At 38.2% G+C, this 16,723-nt stretch carries 14 protein-coding genes; 3 read left to right on the top strand and 11 right to left on the bottom strand.

Going from position 1 to position 16,723, the window contains the following annotated elements:
• Window positions 1-2 precede the first annotated feature (2 nt).
• Window positions 3-5,585 (bottom strand): T9SS type B sorting domain-containing protein, encoded by a 5,583-nt coding sequence (locus MM213_RS04610; RefSeq protein WP_241410302.1) that lies wholly within the window; start codon window positions 5,583-5,585, stop codon window positions 3-5.
• Window positions 5,586-5,668: 83 nt separating this feature from the next.
• On the opposite strand from MM213_RS04610, the gene MM213_RS04605 reads away from it, so the two are divergent.
• Together MM213_RS04605 and MM213_RS04600 are read left to right on the top strand one after the other, a co-directional pair.
• Complete coding sequence (locus MM213_RS04605; protein ID WP_241410301.1) at window positions 5,669-6,736, top strand: PorP/SprF family type IX secretion system membrane protein; 1,068 nt, start codon at window positions 5,669-5,671, stop codon at window positions 6,734-6,736.
• Between the two features lie 9 nt (window positions 6,737-6,745).
• Window positions 6,746-7,978, top strand: coding sequence for a M48 family metallopeptidase (locus MM213_RS04600; RefSeq protein WP_241410300.1), 1,233 nt, complete (start codon window positions 6,746-6,748; stop codon window positions 7,976-7,978).
• Window positions 7,979-8,184: 206 nt separating this feature from the next.
• On the opposite strand, the gene ftsY is transcribed toward MM213_RS04600, so the two are convergent.
• The 5 genes from ftsY to MM213_RS04575 form a co-directional block, all read right to left on the bottom strand.
• Window positions 8,185-9,144: a signal recognition particle-docking protein FtsY gene (ftsY, locus tag MM213_RS04595; RefSeq protein ID WP_241410299.1), complete on the bottom strand. Its 960-nt coding sequence runs from the start codon at window positions 9,142-9,144 to the stop codon at window positions 8,185-8,187.
• Between the two features lie 93 nt (window positions 9,145-9,237).
• A complete protein-coding gene (locus MM213_RS04590; RefSeq protein WP_241410298.1) occupies window positions 9,238-9,390 on the bottom strand; it encodes a DUF4295 domain-containing protein in 153 nt (50 codons plus the stop codon).
• 43 nt (window positions 9,391-9,433) lie between these two features.
• On the bottom strand, window positions 9,434-9,616 hold the full coding sequence (gene rpmG, locus MM213_RS04585) for a 50S ribosomal protein L33 (protein ID WP_014770901.1): 183 nt from the start codon (window positions 9,614-9,616) through the stop codon (window positions 9,434-9,436).
• 31 nt (window positions 9,617-9,647) lie between these two features.
• Window positions 9,648-9,890 carry a 50S ribosomal protein L28 gene (gene rpmB / locus MM213_RS04580; protein ID WP_241276515.1) on the bottom strand — a complete coding sequence of 81 codons (243 nt, stop codon included), beginning with the start codon at window positions 9,888-9,890 and terminating at the stop codon, window positions 9,648-9,650.
• Between the two features lie 418 nt (window positions 9,891-10,308).
• Complete coding sequence (locus MM213_RS04575; RefSeq protein ID WP_241410297.1) at window positions 10,309-10,476, bottom strand: C1orf53 family protein; 168 nt, start codon at window positions 10,474-10,476, stop codon at window positions 10,309-10,311.
• Between the two features lie 89 nt (window positions 10,477-10,565).
• Between MM213_RS04575 and rocD the strand changes: the two genes are divergently transcribed.
• On the top strand, window positions 10,566-11,840 hold the full coding sequence (gene rocD, locus MM213_RS04570) for an ornithine--oxo-acid transaminase (protein WP_255806914.1): 1,275 nt from the start codon (window positions 10,566-10,568) through the stop codon (window positions 11,838-11,840).
• A 126-nt stretch (window positions 11,841-11,966) separates the two neighbouring features.
• Here rocD and MM213_RS04565 read toward each other — a convergent pair whose 3' ends face one another.
• The 5 genes from MM213_RS04565 to MM213_RS04545 all read right to left on the bottom strand — a co-directional run bounded on the left by MM213_RS04565 (window position 11,967) and on the right by MM213_RS04545 (window position 16,717).
• The gene (locus MM213_RS04565; protein WP_241410296.1) at window positions 11,967-12,746 is read right to left on the bottom strand and encodes a hypothetical protein; all 780 of its coding nucleotides are present in this window, start codon (window positions 12,744-12,746) and stop codon (window positions 11,967-11,969) included.
• Window positions 12,739-12,960 (bottom strand): hypothetical protein, encoded by a 222-nt coding sequence (locus tag MM213_RS04560; protein WP_241410295.1) that lies wholly within the window; start codon window positions 12,958-12,960, stop codon window positions 12,739-12,741. The genes MM213_RS04565 and MM213_RS04560 overlap by 8 nt, the downstream gene beginning before the upstream one ends.
• A 183-nt stretch (window positions 12,961-13,143) precedes the next feature.
• Complete coding sequence (locus tag MM213_RS04555; protein WP_241410294.1) at window positions 13,144-14,439, bottom strand: glycosyltransferase; 1,296 nt, start codon at window positions 14,437-14,439, stop codon at window positions 13,144-13,146.
• Between the two features lie 44 nt (window positions 14,440-14,483).
• Window positions 14,484-15,563, bottom strand: a complete 1,080-nt coding sequence (locus tag MM213_RS04550) for a glycoside hydrolase family protein (protein ID WP_241410293.1) — start codon at window positions 15,561-15,563, stop codon at window positions 14,484-14,486.
• Window positions 15,564-15,613: 50 nt separating this feature from the next.
• On the bottom strand, window positions 15,614-16,717 hold the full coding sequence (locus MM213_RS04545) for a BF3164 family lipoprotein (protein ID WP_241410292.1): 1,104 nt from the start codon (window positions 16,715-16,717) through the stop codon (window positions 15,614-15,616).
• Between the last annotated feature and the right edge of the window lie 6 nt (window positions 16,718-16,723).

The raw sequence follows: 16,723 nt of genomic DNA, 5'->3' as shown, positions 1-16,723 counted from the left end.
AGCTAATCGATAACCAAGATTGCTTCTCTCAGTGTTCTTGTGATATTTTGATTGTTACTTCTAAACCTTACAACAACAGGATATGTTCCAATAGGGACTGTTTTTCCATTCACCGTTCCATCCCAGGGACAAAATGGAGTAGAAACGTCTCTATCCCGCTGAAGATTATTTTCTTCGCAAAAGAAAATCAATTCCCCCCAACGGTTGTATATAAACACAGAAAATTCATCAACAAATTCACTGGCGTAAACTTCAAAACTGTTCTGACCTACAGGACCATTTGGACGCATAGCATTAGGAATTCTCACCATGATATCACAATCCTCTACCACTACAAAATCAACAGCTTCTTCGCAGCCCAAATCATCAAAAACAATCAGCCTGTAATTCCCAGCTACTGTAGGTGTAAAGGTTGCATCAGTTGACATGAGTTCTGTTTCTTCTTCTCCTATTATTAGATACCACTCGTAGTTTTCATACTCCCCTGGATTGATCGTAGGGGTGAGATTTTCTATTTCACAAATTTTGTATTCGGCATCTAACTCAGGTGCTACCAAAACTGACTGCCTAATTGAAACCTGCTCTCTTCCAACTAAACAGTTAAAAGCGTTTCTTATTACAAATTCATAAATCCCTTCCTCTTCTGCACGAAATTGATTTGAACTTTCAGACTGAATTATACTAATTCCAGCGACTACTCTATACCACTCTATTGTCAAACCACTTAAATCTCCAGTAATTTCAATTAAGGCAAATGTCCTGTCATTACAAAAAGGAATTACATCCACATCATAATCAACTTCATTATTAAACTCTCCAACAGTAAAAGCTACAGGAGGAGTAGGGCAATTTGATCCTATCCTCGGCTGCACATCAAGTGTATAGTCACCTGCACTTCTTGGTCTGAAAGTCTGACTTCTCCCGACTACAGTTCCAGCTGCATCTCTCCAGAAAAAGAAAACATCAGCTGGATCAGTCCCTGTAAGAATTGCTTCATAAGAAAAACCCTCGACACAGTCCACAGGCAATTCTAGCAAACTAAAATCAATCGCATCGTTGACCGTCAAATTGATTCTTCTTTCTCTTGGACAAAAATCAGGATCCTGCCCTTCCCCATAGACGATATACTCACCAGAATCAATCAACAAATAAATGCCATCAGAATCTGGAATCACTTCATTTCCATTCGGGTCTGTGACGGTGAAAACTAGATTTTGCTGTGTCAAAATATCCAACTCAAAGCTTTCACATGCTACCACATTAGAAGGAACTGAAAAATCAACCAAGAATCTCCTATCGATAGTCACTTCCCCCACAGGTATGGCACAGCCTGTAGCATCCTCCACTTGCACTTCATATTCTCCAAATCTAAGATCTTGGATCAGCGTAACTTGCCCATCTAAGTTCCCGGTAATTTCTTCCCCATCCCCTTGGCGCGTGATGGTGTAGGAATATGTACCTGTGGGTGGTGCACTGAGCTCGATAGAGATAGTGCCCGGTAAAATTTCATTGATACCACAGGATTCATCTGTGCTATCCAAGCTCACACCGATAAGTTCTGCTGGTGGGTCTAAATTTAAAACTGTGGCAGTACGTGTAAATTCACATCCAAAAGCAGTCTGAGCTCTTATCGTATAATTCCCTGGCGCTAAATCAGTAAATTGAAAAACTTCTCCAGCTGGAACATTGGCAAACAACTCACCCGTTTCCATAATTTCCAATTCCGATAGATCAATCAGTATTTCAATCTCAAAAAAACCGTCATCCGAATCACAATCCGTAGCAGGTGTTTCATCTCTAATCTCAAAATTTGGCAATGGAAAAACTTCTAGCTGAAGTACTTTTTCAACCAAACACCCAGGGACGATTGGGTCTTCAGTCACAAAAATAATCTGATACAAACCTGGACCAGGCAGATCTATTGATGGGGTGATTTCAAGTTCAAATGCTTCTCCTACTGAAAATGGAACCCTGTCAGGAGAACCGTCAAGTTGAAAAAACCATTCTCCCGACACAGGGGTGTCTGGAGCAAAAACAACCAAGGTCTCGTCATAACAAACTTCTTCTGCAGTCTGAGTCAAATCAAATTCAAACGCAGGCCCTACAAAAACAGACCTTGTTGCTGGACAAGCATCAAAAAACTCTTCGTCCTGATTGGTATTTCTATATGATACCGTCACTGTATAAATACTTTCCTCTTCTACAGTAATTTCATTGGAATTTTCATCTCCAAACTGAATTCCAGCTGCATTTCTCCATTCGAAATCATAAAGTCCATCAGCAGGATCATAACCATCTATGGCAGTTAGCGTGACAGGAGTTCCACTACAAAGAGTGACATCATTCTCAAGGGTGATCTCAGGCGGTGCAACCACAAGCACCTCAATGCTATTATTTTCATTATAGTGTTCAGGATCGCCACACCTATCAACCCTTAAAGTCACTGTGTGCAGACCTTGTCTCTGAAAGATATAAGTCAAAGTTTGATTCTCTTCTCCAGGCCCACCAAGATCTGACTCTATTACTTCACCATCCTCATGAACAATCGTCCAGAAGTAACTATCAATATCTGGTTCACCTGCACCCTCAAACAAACCTTCTGCGCCATTTTCAGGATCAAGACATAATCGATCTGGACCACTGATAGCAGGCTCGGGAATACTACTGCCTGACTGCTGCACAAAAGAAGGGAGACCTAAATTCGAAGTTGTACCAGGCAAAAGTTGAAAACCTTCAGTAGTACCTGTACTAGGCCCACAAAGTCCTCCAGGTTGAATCGTACCTAAGAAATTCTGTCCAGGTCTTGCTACATAAATATCTCCCATTGGCCCCATTTGGATGGCACCTATTGGTCCATTGATACCTAAATCTGTTCTTGAGTCTAAGATACACTGTGCTCTTTGGGCGCTTGTCGTAGCTGTTTCGAAACATGCTCCACAACTCAAATCATCATCCTCATCTTGTGAACTCGGACTTTGAATGATAAACTCTTCAACTTTCCCTCCATTACCAGTGTATGTGACAAAAATCCTGTCACTATCATTTGAAAACTCTACTCCATAAACATCATCACCATTGCAATCCAAATCAACTGATGCGTACTCTGTCAGACGCCCTGTACTTTGATCAAAATCGAAAAGTTCCACCCTACTACAAGCACCATCTTGAATAGTCACTGCGACTTTGGTTCCATCTGGACTAAATTTCATGCTCCCTACCCCAGTGTCAAATCCGTGCGTAGAACCAACTGACGAAAAAACAGGAGGCCCAATCCCTAAAGTACCAACAGGATAAGCTCGGAATGTATTATTACCCAATTCATGAAAAAGTACCCATGTGGTATCTCCAGCCGCAATAGCTGCCGAATGCTGTGTAGCTGGGCTGAATAAGAAATTATCTTTGGTAACAACATTTCCCACTCCATCTTGATTTTCAGCCTTGATATCAACTAGGGAAAACTTCACCTGACTACTTCCATCAGCAGCTGTAGATGTAGTAAATAGATAGAAAATGGTTTCTTCTTGCGGAATAGCTACTGCAATTACACCCTCAGAAGCTTGGTTACTTCCCCCGATATCTTCACCATTTGCCATGACATCTCCATTCAAATCCCAAACTGTAGACCCATCTGTGTAAAACAAAACCTGACCAGTTTCATCTGAGATTGTTGTTGTACCTGCGGGGATGTTCTGTGGATGCCTTGGATCTACTGGTCTTGGAGTAGGCAAGATACCAGCTGGGTCTTCATTGAAATCAATCCCAGCGCCATCACCAAAATACCAAATATTATTACTCTGATCATCCAAATCCCACATTCTCACGCGGATACTAGCATATACATAGCAGGAAGACTGAGGTTCTCTTACTAATACCCAATACAATCCAGGCTCACATATCTGATTAGGGGCTTCCGGTCCCCAGCCTTCATCTCGTTTGTTTGACCAAAAATATTCATAAACCCCATTACCACCACCTGGACCACCAACACCAGGACCACCCGGACCACCTGGACCCTGTCCACCTTGTCCTCCTTCACCTTGTTGAACTTCTAAGAGGGGCATTAAGTCAAAGCAAGATTCACAAACTGTGGTATCTTGAGGTGAGAAGTTTGCCTCCAAATTGTTTTCGGATAAGTTGATAGTTCTCGGGCCAGTTGTAGAGGTCGTACCATCAGCAAAAGTAACCGTAAGTGTGGCTGTGACGCTTTCTCCAGATGTCGCCTCCGCAGGCAAAAGCAAATGCTCTTGATTGTAATCAATATCAAGTGGCTCTCCATCTTCGTCAGTCAATTCAGGCTCAAAAGTCCATTCAAAACTCACAGGCCTATAATTCTGCGGAATAATAGAACTTGTGAGCTGTAGTGGGTTGTTGCTACATGGCTCCTCAGGTTGCCATGTAAAATCCACTTCAGCTTCAACATCAGTATTCGGTGCAAATTGGGGGAATACCCTTCCACAAAAATCTACTCCACCAAAAGGGTCTTCGTTAAGCTCTAGTTCTTCTAATTCTTCTTCGTCCGGGTTATCCAATCTTCCTATGAATTGTGGACCTCCATCTTCTTCTTCATAGATATAATACAATCTTCCATCAGGTCCAACTTTGATATCGTAAATCCTATAAATATCATTCTCCAATGGAACTATCTCTGGTTCTGCACCAAGATCATCTGTAGGAACCCTCAGCAATTCATTGCCTTTGGAAAAATAAATAAATTCTCCATCAGGACTGAAAGCTGCTCCTTCAATAGCATCATCTCCACCTGATTGGGAAATCGCAGTAATAGCGCCAAAACTTCCCGTAGCGGTATCATAATCTATCAAAATCAGATCCTCATTTGAATTCTCCGGAATCAGTAGCAGTTGACCTGTGGCTTCATTAAAGATGATGGCTTTGGGGATAAAAGGAATATTTAACTCATCTATTTGAGTGAAATCACCTTGCGTATCTTCAATTCTTCTTGAAATCAAATTTCCACCAGAAAAATTGATCAAATAAGACGGAGACTGGGCTGACTTTACTACAGCGATTGCACCTGCGGCTGGACCGATAGAGGTATTGGGAACAATAACTTCACCCAATGGTGGCTGATTAAGCGGCAATCCTGTCCCTCCATCACCAAGAGCATTCATATCTACTACAGCATATTGTAGCTGTCCGCTGCCGGATACATAAAAAGTATAAAATAGTCTATTACCATTGGGGTCATAATCAAGAGTACTTATGGCTATTTGTTGTCTTCCATCACTGTTACCATTAATACCATTCCCAACCCCAATCATTATATCATTGTTCCCATTATAAATAAACTCTCCATCAGTATAAAAAATAACATTCCCAGTAATAGGATCTACGGCTACGGCTGAGTTATTTGAATTGTATGCTCCAGAAACATCCCGAATAGAAGGCTCTGCCCCTCTACCAAATGAAACTACCCTTTTTATATTATCATCATTACAATAGCCAAAAATCCATTCGTTATTATTAACTCCCTGGGAAAAACTTTTATTTACAGCTAAAACACAAGTCAACACACAAAAAAGTGCGAAAATTGAAATAAACTTGATAGATTTAAAGGGGCTTTTCATATTTTACATTATGCCAGTAAAACAACGCTAAGTCATTAACGTTTACCAACTACATTGAATATCTTAAATTAACGAACAAAAACTTGATTAGGTCTTATCTATACCTTCTTTTTTTTACAGTAATATTTGTTTCTATTGCGCAAAGCTCTAAGGCTCAAGACCCGCAATATAGTCAATATTATGCTGCTCCTTTATATTTGAATCCTGCTTTTACAGGTGCTGAACAAGCAACACGGATTGGGGCAAACTACAGAAATCAATGGCCAGGTATGAATGCACAATTCACTACATTTTCTGCATATATAGACACTTATCTTGATGACTACAACAGTGGAGTAGGCTTCCTTGTAATGAATGATGTAGAAGGCGCCGCCGAGTTGAGATCTACTACCATTTCAGCGCTTTATTCTTATGAGCTTAGGATCGGTCAAGGTGCATATTTTAGACCTGGTTTTCAAGCTAGCTATATCAGAAGAGATATTGGTTTTTTCGAAAATCTAATTTTCGCAAATCAAATAGACCCTACAAACCCATTTGGCCCGACACTGCCAGGAAACGATATCGCAGGGCTGGGTGAACCAGTCAATTTGCTTTCACTATCTTTTGGAGGATTGTTCTTTACAGAAAAATTTTGGCTGGGAGCTTCTGCACACCACGTGAATCAGCCAAATCAGTCATTTATTGAATCTATCCCAAATGACACTCTACCAAGTAGCAGACTTCCTATGAAGCTATCTGTTCATGCTGGTATAAAAATCCCTCTAGGTTCAGGAGGATATAGAAATGACTTCACACACATGTTCAAAGAGCGATATTTTGTTCCTACTGTCAACTACAAAAGACAAGGACCTTTTGAGCAATTGGATGTGGGAGCATATTTGTACATGGAACCACTTATAGTTGGCCTGTGGTATCGAGGCCTTCCTTACAAACCAGTAGAGCAGCAAAGCAATCGAGATGCCATTGTCATGATGGTTGGTGTCAACTTACTATCTGGATTGAATATGGGATATAGTTTCGATTATACAGTTTCGAACCTAGGGATTCAGTCTGGTGGTGCACATGAGGTAAGCATCTCTTATGTTTTCCCTAGTCAGAACCAAGGCAAACCAAAAAGGAGAGATACAGTCCTTCCATGTCCAAAATTCTAAAGTATAAATATGGATTCTTTATCAATCAAATACTTGTTGATAGGAGTAGTTACCTTTGGTTTTTTATTTGAAAAAACGCTTAGCTATTTAAACATTAAAAGACCTCTTACTTCAATCCCAAAGTCTCTTGAGGAGTATTTGAGTGTCACCAAATTAAAGGAAGCAAAAACATATCAGCAAGTAAATTTTAGGTTTGGTGTAATTTCTGGACTTTTTAGCTTTACACTTACAATCTGCCTAATCTTACTTGGTGTGTTTGGCTGGGTTGATGAATGGCTTAGGAATATTATTTCTCATCCAATGCTGCTGTCATTGGCATATTTTGCTATAATTTTCATTTGCTCTGACTTGCTATCTATCCCTTTTGATTTTTACCACACATTTGTCATTGAAGAAAAATTCGGATTTAACAAAGCTAGCAAAGCAACGTTTTTCTCAGACAAATTAAAAGGCTATTTATTGTCCATTATTGTCGGAGGTGGTCTTTTGTTTCTTCTTCTTTATCTTATCCATCAGATAGGAAAAGATTTTTGGTGGCAGTTTTGGATTATCAGTGCAATATTTATGGTGATGGTAAACCTTTTCTATACCGCTTGGATACTTCCATTTTTCAACAAGTTAAAACCACTTGAGGACGGTGAGTTGAAGCAAAAGATTGTAAATTATACTGAAAAAGTGTCATTTCCACTGGAGAATCTTTTTGTCATAGATGGCAGCAAGCGCTCTTCAAAAGCGAATGCTTTTTTTTCGGGTTTCGGAAAAAGAAAAAAAGTGGTTCTATATGACACGCTAATTGAGCAACATACTCCCGAGGAACTTGTTGCTGTGCTAGCCCATGAAGTCGGACATTATAAAAAACGCCATATCATTTTAGGGATGACTGCTGGTATATTGCAAGTTGGTTTATTACTCTTTATCCTTGCCCAATTTATTTATAGCAAAAACATGAGTTTTGCCTTAGGAGGAAATGAAATGGCAATCCACCTCAATATCATTGGATTTACGATGTTATTTTCTCCTATCTCTATGGTGCTGGGTATATTCATGAACATGATCAGTAGAAAAAATGAATTTGAAGCTGATGCATTTGCGAAAGAAACATATGCAGGTGAGCCCTTGGCAGAAGCATTGAAAACACTATCAATAAACACATTAAGTAATATCAACCCCCACCCTTGGTATGTATTTGTGAATTATTCCCATCCACCACTGTTGGAAAGACTGAAAAAGTTGGAAAGATGAAATTCATATGATTGTAGACTATCAAAAACTCACATGAACGTCAGGTTTTATTGGGAAGGAATTATTAGCGAAGACTAAGTAAGGAAAATATCTTCTAAATTTTCCTTACTTAGGGTCTCACAATCAATTTTTTTTGAAAAATCTTTTTATTCCATAAACTGCCAACTATACAGGCTAAAAATTCAACAAACAGTTGGCTAATAGATTTACTTTTTCTTCTTAAACAAGGAATCTACAAATTCCTTTCTGTTAAAAACCTGAAGATCAGTCATCTTTTCGCCTACACCAATGTACTTTACTGGTATTTTAAATTGATCTGAAATACCAATGACTACACCACCCTTGGCGGTTCCGTCCAATTTAGTAATGGCAAGTGCGTTGATATCAGTAGCTTTGGTAAATTCTTTGGCTTGCATAAATGCATTTTGACCAGTAGATCCATCAAGAACGAGTAGAATTTCATGCGGAGCATCTTCGATGAATTTTTGCATGACTCTTTTGATTTTCGTCAATTCATTCATCAAATTCACTTTTGTATGGAGTCTACCAGCAGTATCTACGATTACTACATCAGCATTCATCTCGACTGCTTTTTTTACAGTATCAAAAGCTACAGATGCGGGGTCGGTATTCATTCCATGGGATATTACAGGGACATCCACTCTTTTTCCCCAAAGAATCAATTGATCTACAGCAGCAGCCCTAAAAGTATCTGCTGCGCCCAACACCACTGACTTACCCGCTTGTTTGAATTGATGCGCAAGCTTACCGATTGTGGTAGTTTTCCCAACACCATTCACACCTACGACCATAATAACATAAGGCTTTTTGTCTACAGGAAGATCAAAATCAGCCAGATCGACACTTTGATTTTCTTCAAGTAGTCCTACGACTTCTTCTCTGAGAATCACATCAAGCTCCGCGGTATTTACGTATTTATCTTTAGAGACGCGCTCCTCAATTCTTCTGATAATCTTGATCGTGGTATCCACACCTACATCCGAAGTGATTAGAATTTCTTCCAATTCATCAAGTATTTCCTCATCGACTTTTGATTTACCGACGACCGCCTTGCTAAGCTTTGAAAAAATATTTTCACTTGATTTTTGAAGTCCTTGATCTAGACTTTCTTTTTTCTCCTTGGAGAAGAATCCGAAAATTCCCATAATATTTACGATTTGAGCCCGAATATAATAAAAAAGTCCCTCTAGAGTCTTACTCCGAGGGACTTTATATTTGCAAACTAGTGCAAATGATAATTATTTGTTCAATGTTTCCTGAACCAGAGTGGTTGGAACCATTTCTTCTCTGAAGGTGTAAGCACCAGTTTTCTCCGACTTGACAGCCTTGATAACTTTAGCGTAAGTTACACCACCTTCTTTCTTTAGGGTTGCTACTACTTTCTTAGCCATTTCTTTGAGGTTTTATATATTGTCTATTGACAACAGTCCTAAATTATTTAATTTCTTTATGAACCGTCACTTTTTTCAAGATAGGGTTGAATTTTTTCAATTCCAATCTCTCAGTCGTATTCTTACGGTTTTTTGTTGTGATATATCTTGAAGTACCTGGAACACCAGAAGCTTTGTGCTCTGTACATTCCATAATCACTTGTACTCTGTTACCTTTCTTAGCCATCGCTCTGATTCTTTATAAAGAGTAAATCTTATTATTTAATGATAATGTAACCTTCGTTTTGAGCTTTTTTCAAAACTGAACTGATACCATTCTTGTTGATGGTTCTCAAAGCCTTTGAACAAACTTTCAAAGTGATCCAAGCATCTTCTTCAGGCACATAAAAAGATTTCTTATGTAAGTTTGGAAGGAATTTACGCTTGGTCTTGTTGTTCGCATGCGATACATTGTTACCTACTTGAGGCCTCTTACCGGTGATGTCACAAACTTTTGCCATGATATATGATCGTAATATTTAAGACGTTTTTATAATTGAGTCTGCAAATATCGGAGTTTTTGCTGAATTACCAAAATCAACATTCAAAATAATTCCGTAAAGTTTTAAAAATGTGGATGATTAGGGGAAAAAGACAAAAGATTCAAGACATGAGACACAAGGAGCATAATTCTTGGCAAGGAATAAATTATTGGTTGATTAGGTTATTGAGGGATTAGGATACTAATAGTATGATTAATATTAATTAGTAATAAAGAGTACAAGCAACATGAAGTTCTTCCCCAAGTTCTGTGTCCCCACAGAACTTAACTATGTAGACAGATTGGTTTGCGAGGATACAAGCCATAGTAAAACTAAAATCAGGGTAAACAAAACTCCCTCTCAAGCCAACTTTATAACCTTATAGCTTTACTACCTTTCAACCTTTTGCTTCTTCCTTATATGGGCAATGTTTGCAGCCATTACCGCAGCAATAGCCTCTTCTAAGATGATATTGAGCCGTAAAAACCATCATCCCGTTAGAATTCAAATAATAATCGCCTGGAATCAACTTCATTGGCTCTGCTTTTTTCTTTTTTGAATTCATTCTTTATCCTCTTGGGCATTTACTATATTTGTAAATTACGCTTCAGAAATCACACAGCTATAATTTAAGGCTGTAAAATTACAAATTTTATGATGGAAACAATAAACTCAAGTAAACAAGCAATCGAACTGGAAGACAAATATGGAGCTCATAATTATCATCCACTTCCTGTAGTATTGGCTAAAGGTGAAGGCGTTTTTCTTTGGGACGTAGAGGGAAAAAAATATTTTGATTTCCTTTCTGCATATTCTGCGGTGAACCAAGGACACTGTCATCCAAGAATCAAAGAAGCCTTGATCGAGCAAGCAAGTACGTTGACCTTGACATCTCGTGCTTTTTTTAATGATGTACTTGGACCTTTTGAAAAATACATAACCGAATATTTTGGGTTTGACAAAGTCCTCCCAATGAATACAGGCGCAGAAGGTGTAGAGACAGCACTGAAGATTGCCAGAAAATGGGGTTACGAGAAAAAAGGGGTTGATGAAAATGAAGCTGTGATCGTGGTTGCAGAAAATAACTTTCATGGTAGAACGACTACGATCATCTCTTTTTCAAATGATAAAAATGCAAGAAAGAATTTTGGTCCATACACGGCCGGTTTCGTGAAAATTCCATACGATAATATTCCAGCTTTAGAAAAAGCACTGGAAGATAAAAATGTAGTAGCGTTTCTAGTAGAGCCTATCCAAGGCGAAGCGGGTGTCTATACACCAGCGGAAGATTTTATCAGAAAAGCATCTGAGGCTTGCAAGGCCAAAAATGTACTTTTCATCGCTGACGAAATTCAAACTGGAATCGCAAGAACAGGCTCACTGCTTGCGGTATGTGGCAATTGTACTTGTGAAGCACATTGTGAAAAACAAGCGAGCTATACTCAACCTGACATGCTGATCTTGGGCAAAGCTATATCAGGTGGATTCTACCCTGTATCGGCCGTACTTGCAAATAATGACATCATGAATGTCATCAAGCCAGGGCAACATGGCTCAACTTTCGGTGGAAATCCACTTGGAGCAAAAGTAGCAATCGCTGCATTGGAGGTAGTTAGAGACGAAAAGCTTGCTGTCAATGCCAGAAAACTTGGAAAGATCTTCCGTGAGAGAATGCAGGTTTTGGTAGATAAGTATAGCATTCTAAAATTGGTAAGAGGAAAAGGTTTGCTAAATGCTGTAGTAGTCAATGACACTGAAGACAGCTCCACTGCTTGGGATATGTGTGTCGCACTGAAAGACAATGGACTCTTGGCAAAGCCTACCCATGGGAATATCATCCGCTTCGCACCACCTTTGGTGATGACAGAAGAGCAGCTTCATGAATGCTGTGATATCATAGAAAAAGTGGTGAAGGAGTTTGATAAATGAAATATGACTTCATCGAAATAGAGTAGATGTCCAATAGATATGATGTTGAAGTAAGATCGAAATATCGTAGAGATAATTTGAAAAGGAATGTTTATGGAATTTAAATCCTTAGCATTCCTTTTTTTCTTAACGGATCAATCCTTTATTTTGAAGGTCTTTGAAGGCTTGGATTTGCCCTTGCACATCGCTATCGAAAAAACTTTGGAGAACTAATGGCCATTCAGGTTGTGAATAAAGCTTCTGCAAGGCATGTGCATCTTTTATATAAAGCATGGTTGGGTTTGAGATGAATTCCGCCAAACCTTCGAATGTTTTTGGGTTGATCATTAGATTTTGATTGGAACAGACGATCATCATCTTTCCTGTAAACTGTGTCAACAAATCATAATGCATTCCCACAAACCGGAATGGCTGCCGATCAAAAGCATCCCAAACTTCCATGCTGTTATTCTTCATCCATTGGATTACACTCGGAATCGTCTTGGATTCGTCATGCTCATAGAGGTAATTTCGAGTATGCTCAAAAAGACGGACTTTTACAGCTATGCGCTGCAATAGTTCTCCATTTACTTCCGGTAATAAGAACTCCCATGAATTGAATTGGTAAATTCTATCTACAAGTTCATTCTTTTTTCGCTTTCCTCCATAAAAAGGCTCTTCCAACCCCAGATACCACGCAAACTTTATCCATTTTTCATCTATGAATTCTTGTGAAGCTTCATCATTCTTGATTTCAAAGGGCAGGAAATTCATATTCTTCTGCAAATCAAAAAGAAGGGGATTGATAGCTAATATTTTACTTACTTGATCCGGAAAAACACTCAGGTAATGAAGCGCTATACCTGAGGCACTGGCATATGAAATCAGATGGATTTTTTCATTTCCCAGAACCCCATTTCTAAACAACTCTAAATCTTTGGCTTGCTGATGTATTACAAACTTGACTAGTGACTTCACCCAGACCACAGGCACTCATAGACCAAGTTGACTGACACCAAATCCTTGTGCATGGGAATTCAAAACCTGCAGCTGAATAAGAACTGCCACCTCCAGTAGTTTGAGCCTCCAAATTTACTGGCTGTACAAGCCCAACCCCCATAGTCATGACACTTGCTACCATAACTGCTTTTGCTAGCCTGTTTTTCTTTTACATAATTGTTTTGATTTATGTTAGTATCCAAAAATATTATTTTTTATCAATATGAAAAGATTACGAAAGAAAATTTTAAAAAATAAAAATTAAAAATAATTACTTGAAAGATAAATAATGAATAATTCAAGTTTCAATATAGCTCCGTCTACTTTACCAAATAGATTTGTCTTGATATTTTAAATAGATTTCGTGAGATTCAGTTTGAAACAACTCAATATATCCTCTAATCATATTATCCAAGGTGTATTTTTCAGAAACCAATCGAAATGCATTTTGAGCCAATTGAGTGGCTAATTCAGGGTTCTGTATTAGAGTTATTATTTTCTCTGCCAGAGTCTGGGGGAAAATGGTCTTGAACCCATCTTTATCAAAGCCTACCTGTACTTTGAGACTGTCCAAGCCATCATGATACATTTCTTCCAAACCATCCACAGCACTTATGACCATTGGGAGGCGATGGGCAGCCATCTCTAAGGCCGTAAAGCTGCACTGTTCATGGAAAGAGGGCAGAACCCCTACTGAAGCCATACCGTACCACTTAAACAACTCCTCCCTTGACAACTTCCCTGTGAAGGTAACCTTGGCAGAAATGGGATTGGTCTTTGAAATCATCTCCTTAAAATCTCCAGATCCAATCAACACCAGCCTGTAATCGGGATGTGTTTTATGAATGATTTTAAATGCTTCAATAAGTGCACCTACACCTTTTTCGGATTTGATCCGACCGCAGTATAGGATGGCCTTTTCCGATGATCCAAGTCCATAATCTGAAGGGGAGATTATGCCATCTATTCCCTGCAATTTGTCCATATCCAGACCATTATATATTTTGAAGACCTTGTTTTGTGCTACTCCAAGATGCTTTACAAAAAAATCCCTAGCCTGATCGGTCACAGCAACCACTTTATCAGCCAATAAAGCCAGTTTCTGTTGTTGCTTGGTGTAATACATCGCCTGCTCCAATCTTGGGGTATTTAGAGTATACCAATCCTCCATAAATATCCGGTCCGGCTTATTGTAAAAATCTTTCCAACTCCAGGCATGATGGATATAGGCTATACTGCATGCTTCCAAAGAACCTTTCATCTCCAATACCAAATTCAGGTAATCTATTGAATTGACTACAAAAAATGGGTCTTCAAAGTCCTCAAAAAATGGATATGATATTTCCAACACCCTTTTGGCATAAGTCTTTTGTATTAGGCTATCTTCTACAGTCAGAAACAGCTTGTTCTCAGGCTGTGGAATATCCAACACAGGAATATTGCCATAAGAATTGACTGTAACCTCTCTATACAGCTGGGAATCAGTTCGAATCATCTTTATTTTGAAATTCTCAGACTTGGAAAGCCCGTCTAGTAGTGCGTAAAAATGTGATCCAGCCCCAAAATTCCCTGTTCTTAAACCACAGTATAGAAATATAATCTCTTTCTTTCTTCCCTCCATGATGTCTTGACAAGATTTTAATGATGTAAATCAACTTGTGATTATTAGTTTATTTTGGCAAAACCCAATACTTCAAGCCACTTCCTATTTCCATTCTCCAAGGAAATCAAGGGCAAGGCCGTTCCTGCCAATCCCCTCTCCATACCCATTGGAACTGATTTGGCACCTGGGTCAAATGGGAATAAATCAGGTATGACTTTGCTTTGGAGTTCAAACTTGATTTTTTCCAAGAGCGTCTCCGAAAGCGCCATGGCAGTATTCAAATCGAATTTTTCACCTAGAAAACTGAGTTGGAATGCCCGTAGTGCAAGGTATTCGAAAGGGCATTGGTTTGGGTCTAAAGCGCCAATGTCGTCAACCAACAAAGCCCTGATATGTCTAGTAGATCCAATATAGCCAAAAACAAAATAGGCATCCAAACTCTCCCAATTTGCATCCTTTGACTCTATTTCCAAAATGATTTTTTTCTCAAGACTCGCAAGAACTGCTCCTGTCTCAAGTTCCAAGAATCCCAACTGATGGACACGGTATAAAAAAAGATAAATCCCTGAATATCCATACCAATAAGAAAAAGGTTTAGGATACTCCTTTCTCAATTCATCTTTGAATATTTTCACAAATTGGTAGGTCAAAGAAATAATGCACTTCTTATACATAGCGTATTGCTCATTCCTTTCTTCTCTATTCAGTATTTTGCTACAAGCCTCAACTCTTTGCAAGAAATAAAATCCAAAGCCACTAATTCCCTCCGCCACATCAAGACCTCTCAAATTTTCGCTATATACCAATTCAAAAAGTGAATTTTCAATATCACCTAGCAGTTCTTCCGGCCCTTGCTCCAGTACACCAAGACTTTTCATCCACTGAATCATAGCCCCAATCCCCGCTATACCATGCCCGAAAGTCAAGGGAATATTTCGGTGGATTTGGGATAGGATCTCTTCCAAGAAAGAAAGGGAAATATGCTCTTTGTGATACGGATCATTTGTTGTTGAAAGGATTAATAAAGTTGCTGATTTTCCAGATAAAATCCCCAAATCATCACAAAAGGAGCTATTAAGATGGGTATAGTTTGTTATAGCATTACTCTCTATCTTTATTGAATCAAACATAAAATTCTTCATAAATTAAATGGAAAAAAAAATCGACAAATTACAAACTATAAATCAATTATTTATAGTTTCGACAATCCTATTTCTGATAATACATTTTGAATATTATATTTTAAAAACTTGTCATTTTCACTATCAAACGTATATAACTCCATGCTATTAAAATCGATATCAAAAGACGTTATGTGATTTTCCAATTCAAGTTCTGCCAATGGACTTCCTTCCAAATCGAAAAGAAGTATTGAGGGAGATTTCTTTCTTTTTTCTTCATGATATACAACCCCAAAAAAACCATCAAAAACACTTACATTGGAAAAATGAGATGCCCAACTCCATTCTTCCTGCTCCTGAACAACCGAGATATCAAAAAGCTTATCCCCTACGCATATTGTTTTGTAGAACTCCCCATTTGGAGAATAAAGATTTATATAATTCAAAAAAACAGGCATCTCTACCAATCTATTTCCAAGAGGACTTGACTTGATGATTGTGGACAGAATATTGATATTTTTACCTTTAGATATTGCCGTTTCATTTAGCTTTTCTAAAAAAGGCATCTCTATTTTTTTATTATTTTCATTGACAATGAATCTAATTTGATGAGTATCAAAATCACCAATTTCCCTTATAAAAATCTCTGCACTATCTAACATTACAAAATCAAAAAGAAATGGAGGTAAAATTTTTTCCATTGTAGAAAGATGTAATTCCTTGGATTTTATAGATTCACTTATATTAAATCTTTTTATACTACCTTTTTCAAAGTCATATATGTAAGCAATTATTTGACCTGATTCCTTTACTATTTTATTCTTCATCGAAGCGCCTGGTCCTTGCATAAATTCTTCCGGACCATCTCCTCTTTTTAAGAAAGAGCCAAGAGGTTGATAATCTGGAAGTGAATATAAATCCCACAAACCATCACTCTTTTTTGTTCCTAAAATAAGAAGGCTATCAAAAATCGTAAAATCAGAAAGACCAACTATATCTACTTGAGGCGTTTTGCTTTCTGAAAGCTTGAATGTATTTGGGAAATCAATAACATAATCAACTTTATCAAATGTCATATAGATTTGCTCATCTGAAGTATTTTCACATCCTAAAAAAGGTAATAGAACGAAAGCAAAAAACAGAATCGTTAAACTAATATTTTTGTAATTCTTCATAAATAT

The organism is Belliella alkalica (assembly GCF_022549785.1).
Lineage (GTDB): Bacteria > Bacteroidota > Bacteroidia > Cytophagales > Cyclobacteriaceae > Belliella > Belliella alkalica.
Note: the sequence above shows the minus strand (reverse complement) of the source record. Positions and strands in the feature narration are given on the sequence as shown.